The 17,833-nt window shown below is 48.5% G+C and carries 10 protein-coding genes; 4 read left to right on the forward strand and 6 right to left on the reverse strand.

The window, feature by feature from the left end; genetic code table 11:
• Positions 1-58 precede the first annotated feature (58 nt).
• Positions 59-5,338: an ATP-binding protein gene (locus QUA54_RS08060; RefSeq protein ID WP_333414094.1), complete on the forward strand. Its 5,280-nt coding sequence runs from the start codon at positions 59-61 to the stop codon at positions 5,336-5,338.
• Between the two features lie 166 nt (positions 5,339-5,504).
• Here the strand turns inward: QUA54_RS08060 and QUA54_RS08065 are convergent, their stop codons facing one another.
• The 4 genes from QUA54_RS08065 to QUA54_RS08080 form a co-directional block, all read right to left on the reverse strand.
• The gene (locus QUA54_RS08065) at positions 5,505-6,566 is read right to left on the reverse strand and encodes a pentapeptide repeat-containing protein (RefSeq protein WP_172185631.1); all 1,062 of its coding nucleotides are present in this window, start codon (positions 6,564-6,566) and stop codon (positions 5,505-5,507) included.
• Positions 6,567-8,047: 1,481 nt separating this feature from the next.
• The gene (locus tag QUA54_RS08070) at positions 8,048-9,256 is read right to left on the reverse strand and encodes a general stress protein (RefSeq protein ID WP_333198891.1); all 1,209 of its coding nucleotides are present in this window, start codon (positions 9,254-9,256) and stop codon (positions 8,048-8,050) included.
• A 398-nt stretch (positions 9,257-9,654) separates the two neighbouring features.
• Entirely contained in the window at positions 9,655-10,137 is a 483-nt protein-coding gene (locus tag QUA54_RS08075; protein WP_333414095.1) for a BON domain-containing protein, read from the reverse strand.
• 474 nt (positions 10,138-10,611) lie between these two features.
• Complete coding sequence (locus tag QUA54_RS08080) at positions 10,612-11,157, reverse strand: hypothetical protein (protein WP_333414096.1); 546 nt, start codon at positions 11,155-11,157, stop codon at positions 10,612-10,614.
• Positions 11,158-11,222: 65 nt separating this feature from the next.
• Here QUA54_RS08080 and QUA54_RS08085 point away from each other — a divergent pair, with 65 nt between their 5' ends.
• Positions 11,223-12,629, forward strand: coding sequence for an S-layer homology domain-containing protein (locus QUA54_RS08085; protein ID WP_333414097.1), 1,407 nt, complete (start codon positions 11,223-11,225; stop codon positions 12,627-12,629).
• A 540-nt stretch (positions 12,630-13,169) separates the two neighbouring features.
• A complete protein-coding gene (locus tag QUA54_RS08090) occupies positions 13,170-14,204 on the forward strand; it encodes a histidine kinase (RefSeq protein WP_333414098.1) in 1,035 nt (344 codons plus the stop codon).
• 363 nt (positions 14,205-14,567) lie between these two features.
• On the opposite strand, the gene QUA54_RS08095 is transcribed toward QUA54_RS08090, so the two are convergent.
• Together QUA54_RS08095 and holA are read right to left on the reverse strand one after the other, a co-directional pair.
• A complete protein-coding gene (locus tag QUA54_RS08095) occupies positions 14,568-15,605 on the reverse strand; it encodes a hypothetical protein (RefSeq protein ID WP_333414099.1) in 1,038 nt (345 codons plus the stop codon).
• A 228-nt stretch (positions 15,606-15,833) separates the two neighbouring features.
• Entirely contained in the window at positions 15,834-16,811 is a 978-nt protein-coding gene (holA, locus tag QUA54_RS08100) for a DNA polymerase III subunit delta (RefSeq protein WP_333414100.1), read from the reverse strand.
• A 176-nt stretch (positions 16,812-16,987) separates the two neighbouring features.
• On the opposite strand from holA, the gene QUA54_RS08105 reads away from it, so the two are divergent.
• Positions 16,988-17,728 carry a DUF1868 domain-containing protein gene (locus tag QUA54_RS08105; RefSeq protein ID WP_333190730.1) on the forward strand — a complete coding sequence of 247 codons (741 nt, stop codon included), beginning with the start codon at positions 16,988-16,990 and terminating at the stop codon, positions 17,726-17,728.
• The last annotated feature ends 105 nt before the right edge of the window (positions 17,729-17,833 follow it).

The raw sequence follows: 17,833 nt of genomic DNA on the forward strand, positions 1-17,833 counted from the left end.
CGGTCAGCCGAGATAGTATCGTTGCCCGTTTGTGTGGGCCCAATGGAAAGACAAGCGCATGATCCAGCAGTCTCAACTCGTTGAACAGATTTTTGCAGGAAATAGCGAGATGGCGATGCTGATGCGATCGCACGATTGGTCGCTTTCCGCACTTGGTGCCGTTGAAACCTGGTCGCAAAGCTTGAAAACCGCGATTCGGATCATCTTAGGCTCTCGCTACCCCATGTTCGTCTGGTGGGGACAGCAGATGACCAAGTTTTATAACGATGCTTACATTCCTATCCTCGGCAAGCGACACCCGCAAGCACTAGGTCAGCCTGCCTCACTGGTATGGGCTGAAATCTGGGACACGCTAGGGCCGCAAGCAGAAGCGGTTTTGAACCAGGGACAATCTACGTGGAATCAAGAATTGCTTCTGGTCATGGAGCGGAACGGGTATACAGAGGAAACCTACTTTACCTTTTCCTACAGTCCGGTGGCGAATGATGACGGCCCAGTGGGGGGCGTTTTCTGCGCCTGTAGCGAGGACACTCAGCGCGTTTTGAGCGATCGCCGCTTGGCAACGCTGCGCGAATTAGCAGCAGAAACAGTCACTGCCAAGACGCAAGAAGCAGCTTGCGAGATTTCCGCCACCGTATTGACCAATAACGCCTATGACATCCCGTTTGCACTGTTTTATCTACTCGATGGCGAAAGCGAGATCGCACGACTCGCGGGTACAACAAGGTTAGCAGCCGGAACCCTTGCTTCTGGTGAGGCGATCGAGCTTACATCCGCCCAAAAGTGCCAGTGGCAATTGAAGCAAGTCATCGAGACGGGCGAAAGCAGAATCATTGAAAATTTGGAGGCGCAATTTGGACTTTTACCGGGCGGCGCGTGGTCCCAATCTCCTCATCAAGCGGTAGTTCTACCACTAGCTCGATCGGGAGAAACCTTCGGGTTCCTGATTGCTGGAGTGAGTCCGCTTAGAACGTTTGATGATGATTACAAAGGTTTTTTTGACTTGATGGCAGGGCAGGTGACAACAGCGATCGCCAACGCCCAAGCTTACGAACAAGAGCGTAAACGTGCCGAAGCATTAGCTGAGTTAGACCGTGCTAAAACCGCGTTTTTTAGCAATGTGTCTCACGAATTCCGCACGCCGCTCACCTTAATGCTGGCTCCCTTAGAAGACACGATCGCAAACCTGGATGGAACAATTCCACCTCAAGAACGCGAACAATTACAGTTGGTGCAGCGTAACGGAATGCGGCTGCTCAAACTCGTTAATAGCTTGCTCGATTTCTCACGCATCGAAGCAGGTCGAGTCCAAGCATCTTATGAACCTGTAAATTTGGCAACCTATACGGCGGAACTTGCCAGTACCTTTCGATCGCTGATTGAACGGGCCCGAATGTCGCTGATTGTTGACTGTCCAACCTTGCCCGAAGCGATTTATGTCGATCGCGAAATGTGGGAAAAAATCGTTCTCAATTTATTATCAAATGCCTTTAAGTTTACGTTAGCGGGAACAATCACTGTTCGATTGCGGTGGATAGACTCTCGCGTTGAATTATCAGTTGCAGATACAGGAATCGGTATTCCCTCCCAAGAACTACCGCATTTATTTGAGCGATTTAATCGAATCAAAAACTCGCAATGCCGGAGTTTTGAAGGCTCCGGCATTGGGCTGTCGCTAGTACAAGAACTCGTCAAACTACATGGGGGAGCGATCGATGTCAGCAGCACTTTTGGGCAGGGAAGTTGCTTTACGGTGACGATTCCCGCCGGAACAGCTCATCTGCCGCCGGAGCAAATTGGTGTCAGTTGCACGTTAGCATCAACGGCGTTAGGCGCGATGCCATATATCGAAGAAGCTCAACGCTGGTTGCCAGAAGGCGATTTGAGATTAGAAGAATGGAGCATGGCTCCATCCACTTATGAACTCGTCAATCAACCCGCTCAATCTAAAATCCAAAATCTAAAATCTAAAATTCTGCTGGCAGATGATAACGCTGATATGCGCGATTATATTCGGCGACTCCTGAGCGGTTCTTATATTGTTCAAACCGTCGCCGATGGCGTTGCCGCATTGACTGCCATTGAGAAGAATCCACCCGATTTGGTATTGACAGATGTGATGATGCCGGGGATGGATGGGTTTGAGTTGTTGCGATCGCTGCGTTCTAATCCCGCAACCCAAGACATTCCCATCATTCTCTTATCAGCCCGCGCCGGCGAAGAAGCGCGTATTGAAGGACTCGCAGCCGGAGCCGACGACTATCTGATTAAACCGTTCTCGGCGCGTGAACTGCTGGCAAGGGTAGAAGCAAGTTTGAAGCTGGCACGGCTGCGACAGGAAGCCACTGTGCGAGAGCGAACCATTCTGGGGCGCGTAACCGATGCGTTTATGGCAATGGATCTCGACTTTCGCATTACCTATGCCAACGAAGCCGCACAACGAGTGTCGCGAACTCCCTTAGAAGCAATGCTGGGCAAAACGATGTGGGAAGCATTCCCAGGCACGATCGGCAATCAGTTTGAATTCCAGTATCGCCGATCGCTCAGCCAGCAAATCGCGGTGGACTTTGAGGAATATTATGCTCCGTTTGATTTGTGGGTTGATGTTCGCGTTTATCCTTCACCGACGGGGCTGTCTCTTTTCTTTCGGGATATCAACGAGCGCAAAAAAATTGAGCAGGAACGGGAACGGTTTCTTGCCGTGGGTTCGGATTTGCAAGTGATTGCGGGCATAAACGGCTATTTCCAGTGGGTCAGCCCGACCTTTGAACGAATCCTCGGCTGGACATCGGACAAAATGACATCCCGCCCCTGGACTGAGTTTGTCCACCCGGACGACCTCGGCACCTCCATGGCAGAAACCGACAGTCTGTTCTCGGGTAACGAAACCTTTACGTTTGAAAACCGTTACCGGCACAAAGACGGCTCCTACCGCTGGTTTATCTGGAATGCCCAGCCTTACCCAGAAGAACAAGTGATTTACGGCGCTGCCGTTGACATCACCGATCGCGTGCGCGTCGAAAACGAGCGCCAACGGGCGGAAGCAGCCTTGCGTGAAACCGAGGAGCAGAGCCTGAATATTCTAGAGAGTATTGCTGAAGCATTTTTTGCCCTGGATGAGAACTGGCGGTTCACCTACCTCAATCAATTTGCCGAAACATTGCTCGATCGCATTCCGGGTGATTTGATTGGCAAGAATTTATGGGAAGAATACCCAGGACTGATTGGCAACGAGTTGGAGCCGATCTATAGGACCGCAATGCGCGATCGCGTGGCTGGGTCACTGACGGCGTTTTATCCCGACCACGATCGTTGGTACGAAGTCCGCACCTACCCTGCCACACAGGGAATCACCGTTTATTTCAGGAATGTCACCAATCAAATTCAAGCGGAAGCAGCCCTGCGCCAATCGGAGGAACGCTATCGAACGCTGTTTGAGTCGATCGATGAAGGCTTTTGCATCATTGAAGTGCTGTTTGATGCCAATGACACGCCGATCGACTACCGCTTCTTAGAAATCAATCCGGTCTTCGAGCAACAAACAGGACTTCGACAAGCAGTTGGTAAAACGGTGCGTCAGTTAGTGCCAAATCTTGAAGACCACTGGATTAAGATTTACGGTCAAGTCGCCGTGACAGGTGAATCCGTTCGTTTTGAGAATGGCTCTGAAGCGATGAACCGTTGGTTTGATGTTTATGCTTGCCGCACCGGGCCGCCAGAAGCGCGAAAAGTTGCGCTCGTGTTTAAAGATATCAGCGATCGCAAGCGTATCGAAGCCGAGCGCAAACAAGCCGAGAAAGCTTTGCAGGCAAGCGAGGAGCAGAGCCGGAATATCTTGGAGAGTATTACCGACGGATTCTTCGCGCTCGACCGAGATTGGCGGTTTACCTACGTGAATCCGCAGGCAGAACTCATACTCGATCGCACTCCAGGCGATCTGCTCGGAAAGGTGATCTGGGAAGAATATCCAGGCACCGTCGGCATGGAATTCGAGCGAGCCTATCGCCAAACCGCCAGCGAGCGGGTTGCTTCTTCGTTTATCTCGTTCTATCCTGACCACAACCGCTGGTACGAAGCCCAAGCCTATCCTGCCGTAGACGGAATCACTGTCTACTTCAGAAACGTAACCGATCGCCAGCGCATCGAAGCCGAACGAGAACAAATCCTACAACGAGAACAAACCGCACGGGAAGCCGCCGAAACTGCCAACCGCATCAAAGACGAGTTTTTGGCGGTGCTGTCTCACGAGTTGCGATCGCCGCTCAATCCGATTCTCGGCTGGTCGAAGCTGTTACAGCAGGGGAAACTGGGCGCTGCAAAAACGGCTAGCGCCCTTGCCTCGATCGAACGCAACGCCTTACTCCAGTCACAACTTATTGATGACCTGCTCGACATCTCCCGCATTCTGAGCGGCAAACTGAGGTTGAACGCGATGTCCGTTGATTTGAATATGGTGATCTCGGCCGCCTTGGAAACCGTTCGACTAGCAGCCGAAGCCAAGTCACTGCAAATTCAAACAACCTTTTCACCCGGCATCGGAATGGTAATGGGCGATTCCGGGCGTTTGCAGCAAGTAGTCTGGAATCTTTTATCCAATGCCGTGAAATTCACCCCTCAAGGCGGGCAAATTAGCGTTAGGTTAACCCAAACTGGAAGTTATGCCCAGATTCTTGTTACCGATACTGGAAAAGGCATCAATCCTGAGTTTCTGCCTTATGTGTTTGAGCATTTTCGGCAAGAGGATGGAGCCATAACTCGTAAATTTGGGGGTTTGGGATTGGGGCTGGCGATCGCGCGTCAAATTGTGGAACTGCACGGCGGCAAAATTTGGGTTGAGAGTAGGGGTGAAGGACAGGGAGCCACCTTCACCGTTGAACTTCCCCTCTTGCATACCGCGAATCTGGTTGAAGAAGTTGCCGGCCGGGCTGAAGCTCGATCGGACGATCTTGACCTGGCAAATCTGCGAGTGTTGGTTGTGGATGATGAACGCGATTCACGGGAGTTTGTGGCGTTTGTAGCGGAACAAGCGGGAGCCAAAGTGACTGCCCTTGGGTCTGCGAGCGAGGCGTTGCAACTGCTCTCAACCATACCCTTCGATATCCTCCTGTGCGACATCGGAATGCCAGATATGGATGGCTATATGCTAGTGCGCCAAGTGAGAGCTCTACCACCAGAGCAGGGCGGGCAAATTCCGGCGATCGCCCTGACTGCCTATGCTGGAGACTTTAATCAGGAACAAGCTCTTGCTGCTGGGTTTCAACGTCATGTTGCAAAACCTGTCGAACCCAATGAGTTAGTCGAAGCAATCGTGACATTGCTAAGGAAACTGAATCGCTGACTGCGAATTGTAATAGATTGTCGATCGCCTACAATCTATTAAAACCCGTCCCCCACAATTCAATTATGACTCTTGAATCTTGAATTCTTTATTGTTAAAAGTTTTGAGTTTTGAATTAAAGATTCTTTAACTTAAAACTCAAAACTATTTTCTCTTAATCAACTCATCAATCCCGGCTGTGAGTAGCTCCATTCGGCAAAATCGCCCCGCCCAAAGCTGCTTCATTCAAATTATCAACATTCAAGCTCGCCCCAATCAAATTAGCCTCCGACAAATTAGTTCCTGTCAAATTCGCCCCTGTCAGAGAACTCAGCAGCAAACCGGCTCCCGACAAATTGGCGTGACTCAAATTCGCCCCCCGCAAATCCGCTTCCAGCAAGCTAGCACCTGACAAATTCGCACCGCTCAAATTAGCTCCCCGCAAAGAAGCTTTGTTCAAATTCGCAGCTCTCAAATCAGCATTGTGCAGAATCAAACCATTTAAATTAGCTTTACTCAAATTAGCTCCCTGCAAGTGGGCACCGCTCAAATTTGAGCCATTTAAATTAGCGGATTGCAAGTCAGCACCGCTCAAGTCAGCACCGCTCAAATTAGCAGCGCAAATAGAAGCCTCCCGCAGACTTGCTTCGCTCAAAGAAGCTCCAACCAAATTGACACCGCTGAGATTTCCGCGATTGAGATAAGCCCGAATTAGAGTTGCTCCGCTCATGTTCGCCCCGTTCAAATCTACCTCGCTGAGAATCGCTCTAGTCAGATTTGCTCTGCTTAAATCAACCCCGCTCATAATTGCTCGGCTCAGCGTCGCCCCGCTCAAATTAGCCTCAGTTAGTTTCGAGCCGCTTAGCAAACAAGCTCCTACTAAACTCGCTCCCGTCATCACAGCTTTGCTCAAGTCAGCCTGAGACAATATTGCTCCGCTGAGATTTGCTCCGCTAAAATCGGCTCCGATCGCCACAGTTCCAGTTAAACTAGAACTCCCGAGGTTAGCTTCTATTAATTTCGCCTTAGACAAATTAGCCCCGCTCAAGTCGGCGCCGTTTAAATTAGCTCCAATCAGTTTGCTTCTAATTAAGTTGGCACCTTTCAAATTAACGCTGCTTAAATTTGTTCGACTGAGATTAGCTTCACTCAAATGAGCTTGAATGAGGTTAGCCCCTCGAAAATCTCGTTCCCCGTTTCTATGTCTAGTTAAAAGTTCATCGGCACTTAAAATCTCAGTGAAATTCATAAAAAAATTGAGTGAGTTTCCTTAATTTCTCGATGTTCTATGTTGTCTGAAAATTTGTACTATCGTCTTTGCCAGTCAGTTTTTTAAACCAATACTGCCGAGCGTAACAATTGTCACAACTGCTTGATTCCTAGCATCACCTTGCTAACCTAGTTATAACTTACGAAAAGAAACCGGGTTCTGGTAAAATCTGAGGTTTGCCAGCGCAGAAGCGATGAAGAAACCGAGTCGATCGCCGCGTGTAAGTCCTGTAAGTTTTATTTCGCTAGTAATTAGTTGGCGGTTGGTGTTAGTTGTTAATTGTTAGTTGTATTTATACTAACTGCTAATCACTAACTATTAACTGCTAACCATTTACCAAAATACCGATAATTTGTCGATCGAGCTTGTCAAAGTCGATCGAATATTTGGGGTATTGCTGGCGGCATCCGCGCGGCATTCTGACCCGAAAAATTGCTGCTAGAGGCGATCGAATTTATTAGTGCAATCAAGAAACCAGATATCGGAGCTTCAACCCCGAAAGCCTTCTAAATAAGTGCCTTCTATCTTCGATCGCCTATGAAAGCAGAGCCCGGTCAGCTCAGCTAGTTTCACCTCCCCCCACTGTGCTCGATGCCAGTGAAAACCAACAGGAAGGCTGTTTCCCTCTGAGTTCTGAGCGGCTCATGGGCGAAGGAAGCAACACGCTGCGCTGAGCCTGAGATTTCGAGAAAAAATGCGCCGCGAGCCATTGCGATCCCGTGCTGCTGTGCTTGCTGTTAATGTTTACTCGATCCATGAGCGCTTGCGGTTCTAATTAACAGAACACCCGACACCAGACGCGCTCCCGGACATAGAAGCTGTTCCTGGGCTTCTCAAATGCTTCGCTGAGGGATTCCCAGAAAAACTGTATCCCTGTAGCAGGTCTTGCCAACGGCAATTGGGCTGCTACAGCCAACCAATGACCAGCCTAAGTCTCGCGGGAAGGCGACGACAATATTATTATTCTAATAGTTGCCGACCACCGCAGGCTTTTCTGGGCGCGCGGGACTGGCTACTTGACCTGTATAAGTTGCGGAAATTAGCCGCCCCATAATTAAAGATAGTCGCTCTTGGACTAACCGGGCAATATCTGCTGTAATTTATGTCATCAAATTTGATAATACTGCGGGGTTTGCAATCGAGCAGTAGTGAGTGTTACAGACTAAAAAAACACTCCGAATTTAAGGTGTAAAAGTTAAGGAAGCCGATCGCTCGGCCCGCACAAAGCCCAGCTTGCGGCCTGGCTCATTAATCAAAATTCAAATTGTGACAGGTCGCTTTTTTTTTCCCAAAACAAAAGCCGACTTTCAGAGAAAAAGCCGACTTTTGAGAGAATTTTACTGACGAAGTGCAAAACCCCTAGCTCGCCCGTGTTGGTTGCATCACTTTCGACAATCCGAGTGGGCGAGTGCGACTAACGTGCAGTTCGTAGAAACAATACCCAAACAAAGTCTGAAGTATTAAATCAGAGGGTGGCGGTTAACGCCCTGATTGGGATCGTAAATATTAGGCGTAGTATCAACGCCCGGAGTACCAACAGCGCCGTAATCAGCCCGAGCACTATCGACGCTGGGATAGTCGTAGGTGTTCCACTGCTGAATGCCTCCGCGGCTCAGAATGGTTTCAGCTTTAGCGACTTCTGCTTCGCTGCCGTCAAGCAGTACCAAGTAATCTCCCCTGGCTACCCGATCGTTGTATACTTTAGCTTCTTCTTCGGGAATTCCCAAACCGACTAAAGCTCCGATCAAGCTGCCTGCCGCCGCACCCAAAGCCGTACCGGCGAGTGTAGTGGCGATCGCCGTAGCTGAGGCTCCTGCGAGCATAATCGGCCCGATTCCCGGAATTGCCACTAGGCCCAGACCTACCAACAAGCCTGTCAAACCGCCCAAAGTGCCGCCTGTGAGTGCGCCCTTAGTCGCCCCTTCATCCGCCTTGTTGTCCGCGCTTTCCTGCACGTCAATGCCTGCGATGTCCCCTTTAGAGTCAGAATCCTTAGCGATGACCGAAACCCGGTCCATGTCAAAACCCGCAGCTCTAAGTTCTCCCAGCGCTTGTTCTGTCTCGCGACGGGTTGAAAATACGCCCACCGCGCGCCTGTGGCGGGCCGAAGCTCTGTGACCGGTGTCTGCCGGCACATCGTAAATGCCCCAATCCTGAATGCCCCGCACGCTCAGAATTCCTTCGGCTGTGGCAATATCCGAATCTGTGCCTTCTACGAATACCAAATATTCTCCGCGCGAGACGCGATCGTTATAAGCTTTAGCTTTTGATTCGGGAACTCCCAAACCGACCAAACCGCCGACCAAACCGCCCGCAGCAGCCCCAATAGCGCCTCCGACTACAGTATCAGCCAGCAGAGTTGCGAGCGCGCCCCCAGCCATCACCGGGCCAACTCCCGGAATCGCTAGCGCTCCAATGCTTCCGAGTAACCCAATCAAACCGCCCGTCACGACTCCCGCTGTCGCGCCTGCTTTTGCGCCGCCGCCCACTTTGTCGTCAGTACCCTTACCAGCGCTAGCGCCCGCAATTTCGTTACCATCAAGATTGTTTCCAACTACCGAAACTTTATTCATCGGAAACCCGCTACTTTGCAGTTCCGTCAGGGCTAGTTCCGTATCTCGGTAATTAGAAAATGAGCCTACAGCTCGCTTATGTTGACCTAAAGCCATTTTCTTTCTCCTGCAAAATATACTACTTTTTCACAACTACAGAATTTATGCTCTGCTTGCTGTCATCAATCACATTTAGTCCTGCTTTCCCAACATTTTTCATCGGTCGCTGGGAATAACCTTGCTCTCTATCTTCTGGCTGGTTTCTAACTAATTCTCAGGAATTGGAAAGCTGAAATTGGGAATAGAAAATTGCAGGCAGTGCGCGAGCTTTGAGTGCGTAACTTTTTAAATTTCAACTTTTTAAATTAAAAGCCCGCTACCCCTAGAGAATCACGTAAGCGCTGCGCTCCGCTGCGGAAGCAATCTTAAAATGCACCAACTTTCCCTGTTCTCTATTCCCTGTTCCCTCTTCATCCTCTTTCTGCCTTCTTTCCCTGTTTTTTTTTCCTTCTAACTTATTGGCTGCTGCTAGGCGATGCGGATGCAGCGGGGGCGACAACAGCCGTAACATTCACCGTTTTGACACCCTTAATCTCTTTAGCTAGCGGCTCAATTTTAGCTAAATCAGTTTGATTGGGAACTGTGCCACCTACAGTGACAACCCCGTCTTTTGCATCAACAGTTAGTGTACCTTTCGTGATGTTTACTTCTAACTTTGAGCGAACTTCACTTTGGAGGTCGCCATCGGCTCTTGTTGCATCGCCGCCAGTCACGTTGTTGCGCTGTTCTCTGGCCCTGATATCAGAATTTGCTTGGTTTTTGCGAATATCGCTAGTGGCGTCGGACTGAGTTTTTTGAACTGTCTCGGCTGGGGGCGGGCTGGTGGTATTTTCTGTGGGAGAATTAGGAGCATCAGCGCTAGTTTTAGCCCCCTCGCTGCAAGCAGCAGCTCCAAATAATAGGATGCCGCTGAGGAGAATTGGTGTTAGTTTGTTCATAATATGTTAATACCCTCCGGGTAAGCTTTCGATGAGCCTGACTTCCCTGACTTCGTTGAGCCTGATGGGAGCCAGATCGAGCAAGACAGCATCTTTGTTTGTGCTTGCTGCGATTTGAAAATCATTATATTAAATATATAAACTTGAGGAAGTATGTACATCGCTCCACGGGTGTAAAATTTATCTATGTCGTTAGATAGAGTACAAAAAACAAAATAAGGTATTATGTCAAATTTAACTTAATTACTTTTGACCGCATTATTCCTCAGAAACCCGGTAGATGGCTCCATTTTTCGTTGCCAAAGCCAATATTTTCCTATACACCCAGTTTAAAAGGGTAAGCTTTATTAATAAATTCGATCGCCACTGCCAACTAATTTTTCCCTAGAACCTCGAACCTCTGACTTCATCCTTCAATATCCATCCGTTGAATCCGTTAAATCCCGTACACTGCTCGTTGCCGAACTTCCTGCTTCAAAACAAACGAAAAGAGTCGAGAAATTTTTGAGCATTTTCTGGTTCTGAGGTAGTGGCTACCAGCCCGTAAACGCGCGTTTCCACCAAAAAAACTTGACCTACACCTACAGGTTCAGTGGGGGAAAGCGGCTGAAACTCAAACTCTTTTCCCGGATAGCCTCCTAGAGAAATATCTCGCACTTGCAACAATTTAGCATTCGCCCCCACGACAAAGAAATCAACGGCATTATTTAAAGTAATTTTAATATTATTGTTGCTTTGCCGGAAATCTAGGTCAAAGTATTGAAGTAAATAAGTTTCTTTGTTTTTTAAGATCGATCGGTATGTATGAGCCGTAACTTGAGTTGAAAAAGTTTCGGAATTAATTTTGGGAGTTCCCGGCATATCGATCGCAAACTGACCCATCGCCGAGCAAAATGGCTGCCACTCTGGCGTCTGAATTTCTGCTTGCAGCGGGGCTGGTTGAGCTTTTGCGGGACGGGCAAACTTGACAGGGGAGAAAAATAATGTAGCAGTAACTAGAAGTAAATATACCAATTTCATTTGGGGAAAAATTATATTTGCCAGATCTGCGCTAGCCTAGAAATATATCCGCAAAGGGGGGATTTATGCTGAATATTATATTTACTCAACGGCGAGGCAACTCTCAAGGGCGATCGCCAGCTAAAACCAGTAAAACCAATAAAACCAATATACTCGCTGCTGTAAATACTTGGCTGGCCGTGTGTCTGCTGGCTGCTGTCACAGCTTGTGCAAACAGCCCCAACAGCAAGGCACTCGAAGAATCTCTAGCCGCCGATCCCAAATTACAACAAAATCCAGTGGTTTTCTCTTCCCCGCCACCAGCGACAGCAGTTGAGACAAACTCTACCGCCAAACTTCCTCCCGATTTCCCTACAGAGATTCCACTCTATCCTAATGCTGAGTTAATCGAAGTTGGTGGGCAAACCGATCCGTCGCAAAAAAATGTCCGGCTGCGCTGGGAAAGTACAGATCCGGTTAATTCCGTTCAGAACTTTTACTCTACTGAGTTTGAGCGCCGCAACTGGGAAATAGTCAGCCGCCCCACCGCCGAGGGACAAGGTTCTTTGGTAGCAACCCGAGATAATTTACGGGTAACAGTGTCGCTTTCTCCTACTGAGAAAGTAGGGGGTTCTACAGAATTTGCGATCGACTACAGCAAAGAGGCTTCAGAAATTGCTGCCAGTCCTCAACCTAATAATTCCGAGTCTAGTGCATCTCCAACACCTTCACCAACTCCATCTAATTCAGAGGGAACTACTCCAACGCCATCCCCTTCGCCAAAAGCAGCAAAAGTTAGCCAACAAGACGACCAAATTCCTCAACAGTTGCGGCAGTATGTGGCAGATTTAACTCAGTTAGAAGTGCTGAAAGTGCGCTCAACAGAAAGTGCTAATTTAGAAACTGCCAGCACTTTGCCCAAACCCAACAAAATTGTCACTCGCCGTGACTACGCCCGCTGGTTAGTAGCAGCTAACAATCAGATTTATGCTACCCGTCAAGCCAAACAAATTAGATTAGCAGTAGACTCTAGCGAACCAGCATTTTCTGACGTACCCAAAACTGACCCCGATTTTTCAGCAATCCAAGGTTTAGCAGAAGCCGGTGTAATTCCGAGTTCGCTTTCCGGAGAAACTAAAGATGTGAAATTTCGCCCGGATGCACCTTTAACTCGGGAAACAATGATTCTCTGGAAAGTTCCTTTAGATACTCGTCAAGTTTTGCCGACAGCTAACATTGAGGGAGTGAAAGAAAAGTGGGGTTTTCAAGATGCTTCTAAGATTGATTCCCAAGCGTCGCGGGCAGTTTTAGCTGATTTTAACAATGGAGACTTAGCGAATATTCGCCGCGTTTTTGGTTTTACTACTCTGTTTCAGCCGAAGAAATCCGTGACTCGCGCCGAAGCTGCTGCTAGTTTGTGGTATTTTGGGGTTCAAGATCAGGGATTGTCTGCTAAAGATACTTTGGAAGCAAAAACTCAACCAGCTCAATAGAGTTGTTTGGAATGGTTAAAAGTTTTGAACAAAGCATCTACTTACCAATACCCAAGAAACCGGGTTTTTTCTCTCTAACCAAACCCGGTTTCTGCGTCCAAGACTGAGGAAATTGTACCAATTTTTGATCGATCGGCGTGCGATCGCCCGCCACAAAAATTGCAGCTTGAGTTTCTAGGATTTCTGTGAATATGCCTTACCCAGAAACCGACTTTTATCTACGAAAATGCCCAGTAAAACCCGAGGCATATCCGGTGAAAAACCCCGTTTCTTTAATTCCTATGGGCGAGTTATGGTAAAAAATCCTTTCAAAAACTATACCTCGGCTTTTCTGTCCTTGTGGCCCACCCTAAGGAAGAGATTTTTTTTGCCTTAATCTTAATTTCTGTATCTTTCCACAAAACCGCTGCATTTTGCGGACAAATTTTCTCCATATGTTCACTAACACTTTGCTCAAAACTCTCAGTAGGATTCCGGATGCAGTAGCGGACTTAACGATAAATGAAAAAGAGTGTTTGAGGTCTGGGAGAGCGTTTTTTAATGTACGATATTACCCTATTTACCGCCCAAGACATGGCGAAATGCAGCTTAGTCCTGCGCCAGTTAGGTAGAAATACTGCTAGTATGGAAGCCAGCAGCCAGAAGATTGTTAACTATATTTACCAACATTTTTGCGATTCGCAAACTGGAGAAAATACCTGTGCCTTAGTGCGTTTGTTCAAAACTCATCCCTACGGGGAATTAGAAGACTCATTGCAACAATCCGCGCGCCGCTTAATGAACGGCAATTCCCCAGTTGCTGACATGAAATGTTGGACTCTGCTAGCAGCAGCAGGGACAGAACCGCAGTGGAATTCTCGGCACACAGCAGCAGAAAATACAGCTATTCCGTTAGTTAGCACAAAATTAGTGGCTCAAATGCCGGCGATTTCGGAAATAATCCGGCAGTTTGGTTTAGACATTCCTACATTCGTCGGAATTGAGCGAGAAAGGTTGCTGCAATTAGAGCCCGCAGTATTAAATATTTTTCACGTATCAGAGGCAAAAGACAGCCCCTTTATTCCTGAGCAAAATTCTTTAATTATCCCCTACCAAGTCAAGTCTGTCTTAGGATTTGGGGGACTTCTGCCGTCAGGAAGTTTGTTTGCGGTAGTGATGTTCCTGAAAGTTAAAATTCCCCAAAGCACGGCTGAAATGTTTAAAAATTTGGCACTTAGTGTCAAAACAGCATTGTCTGTTTTTGACGAAAAAAATATTTTTGAATCTTCAAATAATGCTAATAACATTGTTACAATTAACAATGTTACCGAAAACCAATTACTGGAATATCAAGTTGCTAATTTGATTCAATTGCTGGATTTTTCGGAACAAGAAATGCTCAGACAAGCCGCTCGTTTTCAACGGACAATTGACAAGTTGCAGCGCGAAATTGCCGATCGCAAAAACAAGGAACAAGCTTTGAAATCAAGTCAAGATCCATTCACAGGCATCCTCAACATTCCCAAAGATGCTCTTGATCGCGTCGAAGAAAATCAAGGAATTCAGCATTTTAATCAAGGGGAAGAACAGATTTAACCCAAGCTCTGTGTTTAGTAACCCGGTTGCTTTGATAAACCGGGTTGTTGCTGTGTTTTTTGAGTTATACCAGTTCCCCCAAAATATGCTGCAACGATCTTAGAGTTTAAGGATGATTGTATCAAAGTAAACTACCAAGAAAGAATTGATGTAACAGCTAATGTCCTATGCACTCTTGAGCACTTCCTTAGAACCCTAAACCAATGGTGACAGCTTGTGTTGGTGTAGGAATATGTCACTAAAATTGAAAAAAGTCAAAAGGTAAGAAAGCTTTCAGTAAAAACAAGATTTTTTACTTTTGGCTTTTGACTTTTGACTTTTAGCACATCCAGTATTCAACTCAAAACTCAAAACTCAAAACTCTTAAGGCGCTGCTGCCGCCCTGCGGTTGGCAACAATCAGATTAGCCTGATACTCTGCCGCTTTTTGCTGAGCCTTTTGATAGTTCGGGCTGTTTGAGGGCACGGCTCTCATGAGCTTAACCGCTTGTTGCCACTCGCTTGCTACTGCGATCCACTCATTTTGAGACTGAGCCGTCTGGGCCGAAATTGCTGCCTTCTGAGCTGTGTTAACGGCTTGCCTCCAAGAGTCAGGCGTAGGCGCGGCGGCTTGTGGCGCCGGAGAGGCTGCCTTGGGTGCCGGAGATGCTGGTGCAGCTTTGGGTGGTGGAGATGTCGGAGCTGGGCTTGCGGGCGCAGCAGCATTGGGAGCGGTTGCGGGGGTCTGAGTGGCTGCCTGTGGGGCGCGCCCAGATGCGGCTGGAGAGGGTGCGGTGGCTTTAGAAGCGGGAGATGCGGGTTTCGGGGAAGGGGAAGCAGCTTCGGGGGGGTTCGGTTCTGGGTTCGAGTCGCCGAAGGGGAAAGTTTTAGTAAAGAAAAGCCCTGCGATCACCGCCAGAGGTACTAAGATACCCACAGGTATTACCCATTTGGGGAATTGTTTTTTCGGAGGCGGGGCTTGATCTTCGTCTACGTCTTCGTCTTCCTCATCGTCATCTCGATCGAATTCTCCTTCTTGATAATAGTCTTCGCCTTCGGGCTCGACATCATCTAAACCTACAGAGTCGTCAGGCATTCTACTATCCAAGGCGTAAGGCATTGGCTCCGCAGGCATCAGATCGATTTCATCTTCCCACGCAGGCGATCCGTCACCTGTTCGACGCCCGTAAACCTTGACAGTGTGAATTGATTCGAGTCCCAGCTTCGTCATGCCGGTGCGGATGAAATCGACCAATACCATTTGATCCGGTACTTTGTCTGCCTCCAGAATTATGTGGAGGCAGCCGTTGTCCCGCGTCACATCGGCGTTGATGCCTTTGGGTTTGAGTGTACGGTTGATGCTAGATGCGATCGCTTTTGGATCGCCTTGCTTGAGCAGTTCCCGCGGGTTCTGTTGTGTCATGGGTAGCGCTCTTTTTTGGGGGGGGGTGGAGAGCCGGCAAATAATATTAACCGATCGGCATTCGGCGGACAATATTTATTTACCACATTAACTTCTACTTTGGCATTCTGAGAGTATTTCTAGTATCTATTGACCTTTGGGCCCGCGAGCCGGTATCAAGCACATAGCCGCTATCGAAATTTTTGTAAAAATTTACAGTAAGGGGCCGATCCTGTGCCCTGTCGGACATCAGCGAAACAAGCTAGAAAGTTCTATAACTTTGGTTTGCAGGGTTGAGATTTCTTCCCGGCCCCGTTTTAAAGAAGCTTCTAAGTCTAGCAGCAAGGGCAAACTTTTTTGCAGTTTTTCTAAGCTGGCGTTCTTGACTTCTTGGCGAAAATAGTATACTCGTTTCGGATTGCCTAGGTCTAGAGCTTGAGCAATTTTATCATCGCGATCGCCAGCTTGGATCATCGCCTTTACCCACAGCCAAATCCGAAACTTACCAGTCAAGCCAGCCACAATCCTCAAACCAGGCTCGCTGCGGCCAGTTAAGCCTGCCAATAAATCCAAAGCGGCGGAGGTATTGCCCTCGCGAATCGCATCGGCTAGCTGGAAGGTATTCTGGGCGTGACAGTGCACCAGTGCGGCAACTTCCTCCGGGTTCAGAGGTTGGCTGCGGTTGCCCGCAAACAGCAGCAATTTTTCCAGTTCGCTGTATAGCTGGCGGGTATCGCTGCCAATGGATTGCGCCAAAAGTTCGATCGCCGTGGCGGTCAATTTGACGTTCATTTCGCCGGCGACTTGGCGCACCCGCTGGGCTAATTCTTTGTCATTCCAAGGCGGAATCGGCGAAAATTCCCGCACTTGGGCGGACTGGACAAGTAACTTGGTAGATTTGAGCCGGCTGTCGGGTTTTTTGACGGATGTCAGCAGCAACACGGTGGTAGGGGGAATCACCGGCAGCGTCCGTTCAAATTGCGCTAACAGTTCTGGAGAGCACTGCTGAGTTACAGTCGTATTTGCCAGCCAGACAAAACGGCTGCCGGTACCGAAGGGGGGCGTTAAGGCTCGATCGAGCCCTTCGACCACAGCGTCGGCTCGATCGGCAATAATTTTGTCATAGTTAAAACTAGCCCAGTTGGGGTCGAGGACAGTTTGGCGCAAACTTGTCACAGCTTGCGCGATCGCAAAGTCGTCTTCCCCCCAAAACAGGTAAATTTGCATGAAAAACGCTCAGTAGCCCAAAAAATCAGAGTTTCACGTTCCGCAAGTCCAACATATCCTGAATTGGACTGTTGGATGCCCGCACCATAATATAAAATTTGGTGTGGGAGTTTGTCACCGCGAGGAAATCAAGATTGGATGATACTTATCAAGCTTACGTAAATCGGGTGGCGCGAATGACGCTGCTGGACTCCTACAAGTCCCAGGTGGAACACATTCAGGAATCTCCAAAATTTCAGCCCGACGAAGCCGGTCACAGATATCCTGTACCTTTTCCGGGTTATTCGGTGATTACGCCACCTGCTGGGGAAGATGCAGAAAATGCTGCACTTTATAGTAATTTGCACTCGATCCAACAACGGCTATTGCAGGAAATAGCGGAGGGTGCGCTCGTGGCACTGCCTCCTGATAGCTTCCATTTAACCGTAGCCGATTTGATTTGGAGCAGCGCTTTTCGAGATGCCTCCGATCAAAATCCAGAATTTGAGGAGCAACTGCGCTCGCGCATGGCCGATCGTTTTGCCGCCTGCAAACCCTTGGCGGGCGGCCCTCCCATTCGCTGGATAGTGCTGGGGTTGATGGTGATGACTAGAGCTGTGGGTGTTTGTTTGGCACCGACGGACGAAAACTCTTACAAGCAAATTCTTGAGTTGCGCCGATCGATCTATCAAAATCCCGATTTAATTGCTTTAGGAATCGAACAGCAATATCATTTTACGGCACACATTACTCTGGCTTATTTTGGGGACACCGGGCCGAACCTAGACCGCGCTCGCTTGTGCACTTTGCTGTCTGAGTTAAACGAGCAATGGCTGGACACGCCGCAAGAACAGTCCGTACACCGAGTGGAACTGCGGAAGTTTGAGGACATGGCCACCTACGTCCGGCAACCGGACTGGCCTGTTTTTGAGTTTTAACGAAGGAAGAGGGAAGAAGGAAGAGGGAAGAGGAAAGAGGGAAAAAGGAAGATTTTTTCCCATCTCCCACTCTCCCCATCTCCCACTCTCTCGCCCCCTCTCTCC

This window comes from Microcoleus sp. MOSTC5 (assembly GCF_036701825.1).
Taxonomy (GTDB): domain Bacteria; phylum Cyanobacteriota; class Cyanobacteriia; order Cyanobacteriales; family Microcoleaceae; genus Microcoleus; species Microcoleus asticus.

What these genes read in the sequence shown, in the direction of transcription:
- QUA54_RS08060 (WP_333414094.1), top strand. Translation starts at nt 59, where the DNA reads ATGATCCAGCAGTCTCAACTCGTTGAACAGATTTTTGCAGGAAATAGC.
- QUA54_RS08065 (WP_172185631.1), bottom strand. Translation starts at nt 6,566, where the DNA reads ATGAATTTCACTGAGATTTTAAGTGCCGATGAACTTTTAACTAGACAT.
- QUA54_RS08070 (WP_333198891.1), bottom strand. Translation starts at nt 9,256, where the DNA reads ATGGCTTTAGGTCAACATAAGCGAGCTGTAGGCTCATTTTCTAATTAC.
- QUA54_RS08075 (WP_333414095.1), bottom strand. Translation starts at nt 10,137, where the DNA reads ATGAACAAACTAACACCAATTCTCCTCAGCGGCATCCTATTATTTGGA.
- QUA54_RS08080 (WP_333414096.1), bottom strand. Translation starts at nt 11,157, where the DNA reads ATGAAATTGGTATATTTACTTCTAGTTACTGCTACATTATTTTTCTCC.
- QUA54_RS08085 (WP_333414097.1), top strand. Translation starts at nt 11,223, where the DNA reads ATGCTGAATATTATATTTACTCAACGGCGAGGCAACTCTCAAGGGCGA.
- QUA54_RS08090 (WP_333414098.1), top strand. Translation starts at nt 13,170, where the DNA reads ATGTACGATATTACCCTATTTACCGCCCAAGACATGGCGAAATGCAGC.
- QUA54_RS08095 (WP_333414099.1), bottom strand. Translation starts at nt 15,605, where the DNA reads ATGACACAACAGAACCCGCGGGAACTGCTCAAGCAAGGCGATCCAAAA.
- holA (WP_333414100.1), bottom strand. Translation starts at nt 16,811, where the DNA reads ATGCAAATTTACCTGTTTTGGGGGGAAGACGACTTTGCGATCGCGCAA.
- QUA54_RS08105 (WP_333190730.1), top strand. Translation starts at nt 16,988, where the DNA reads ATGACGCTGCTGGACTCCTACAAGTCCCAGGTGGAACACATTCAGGAA.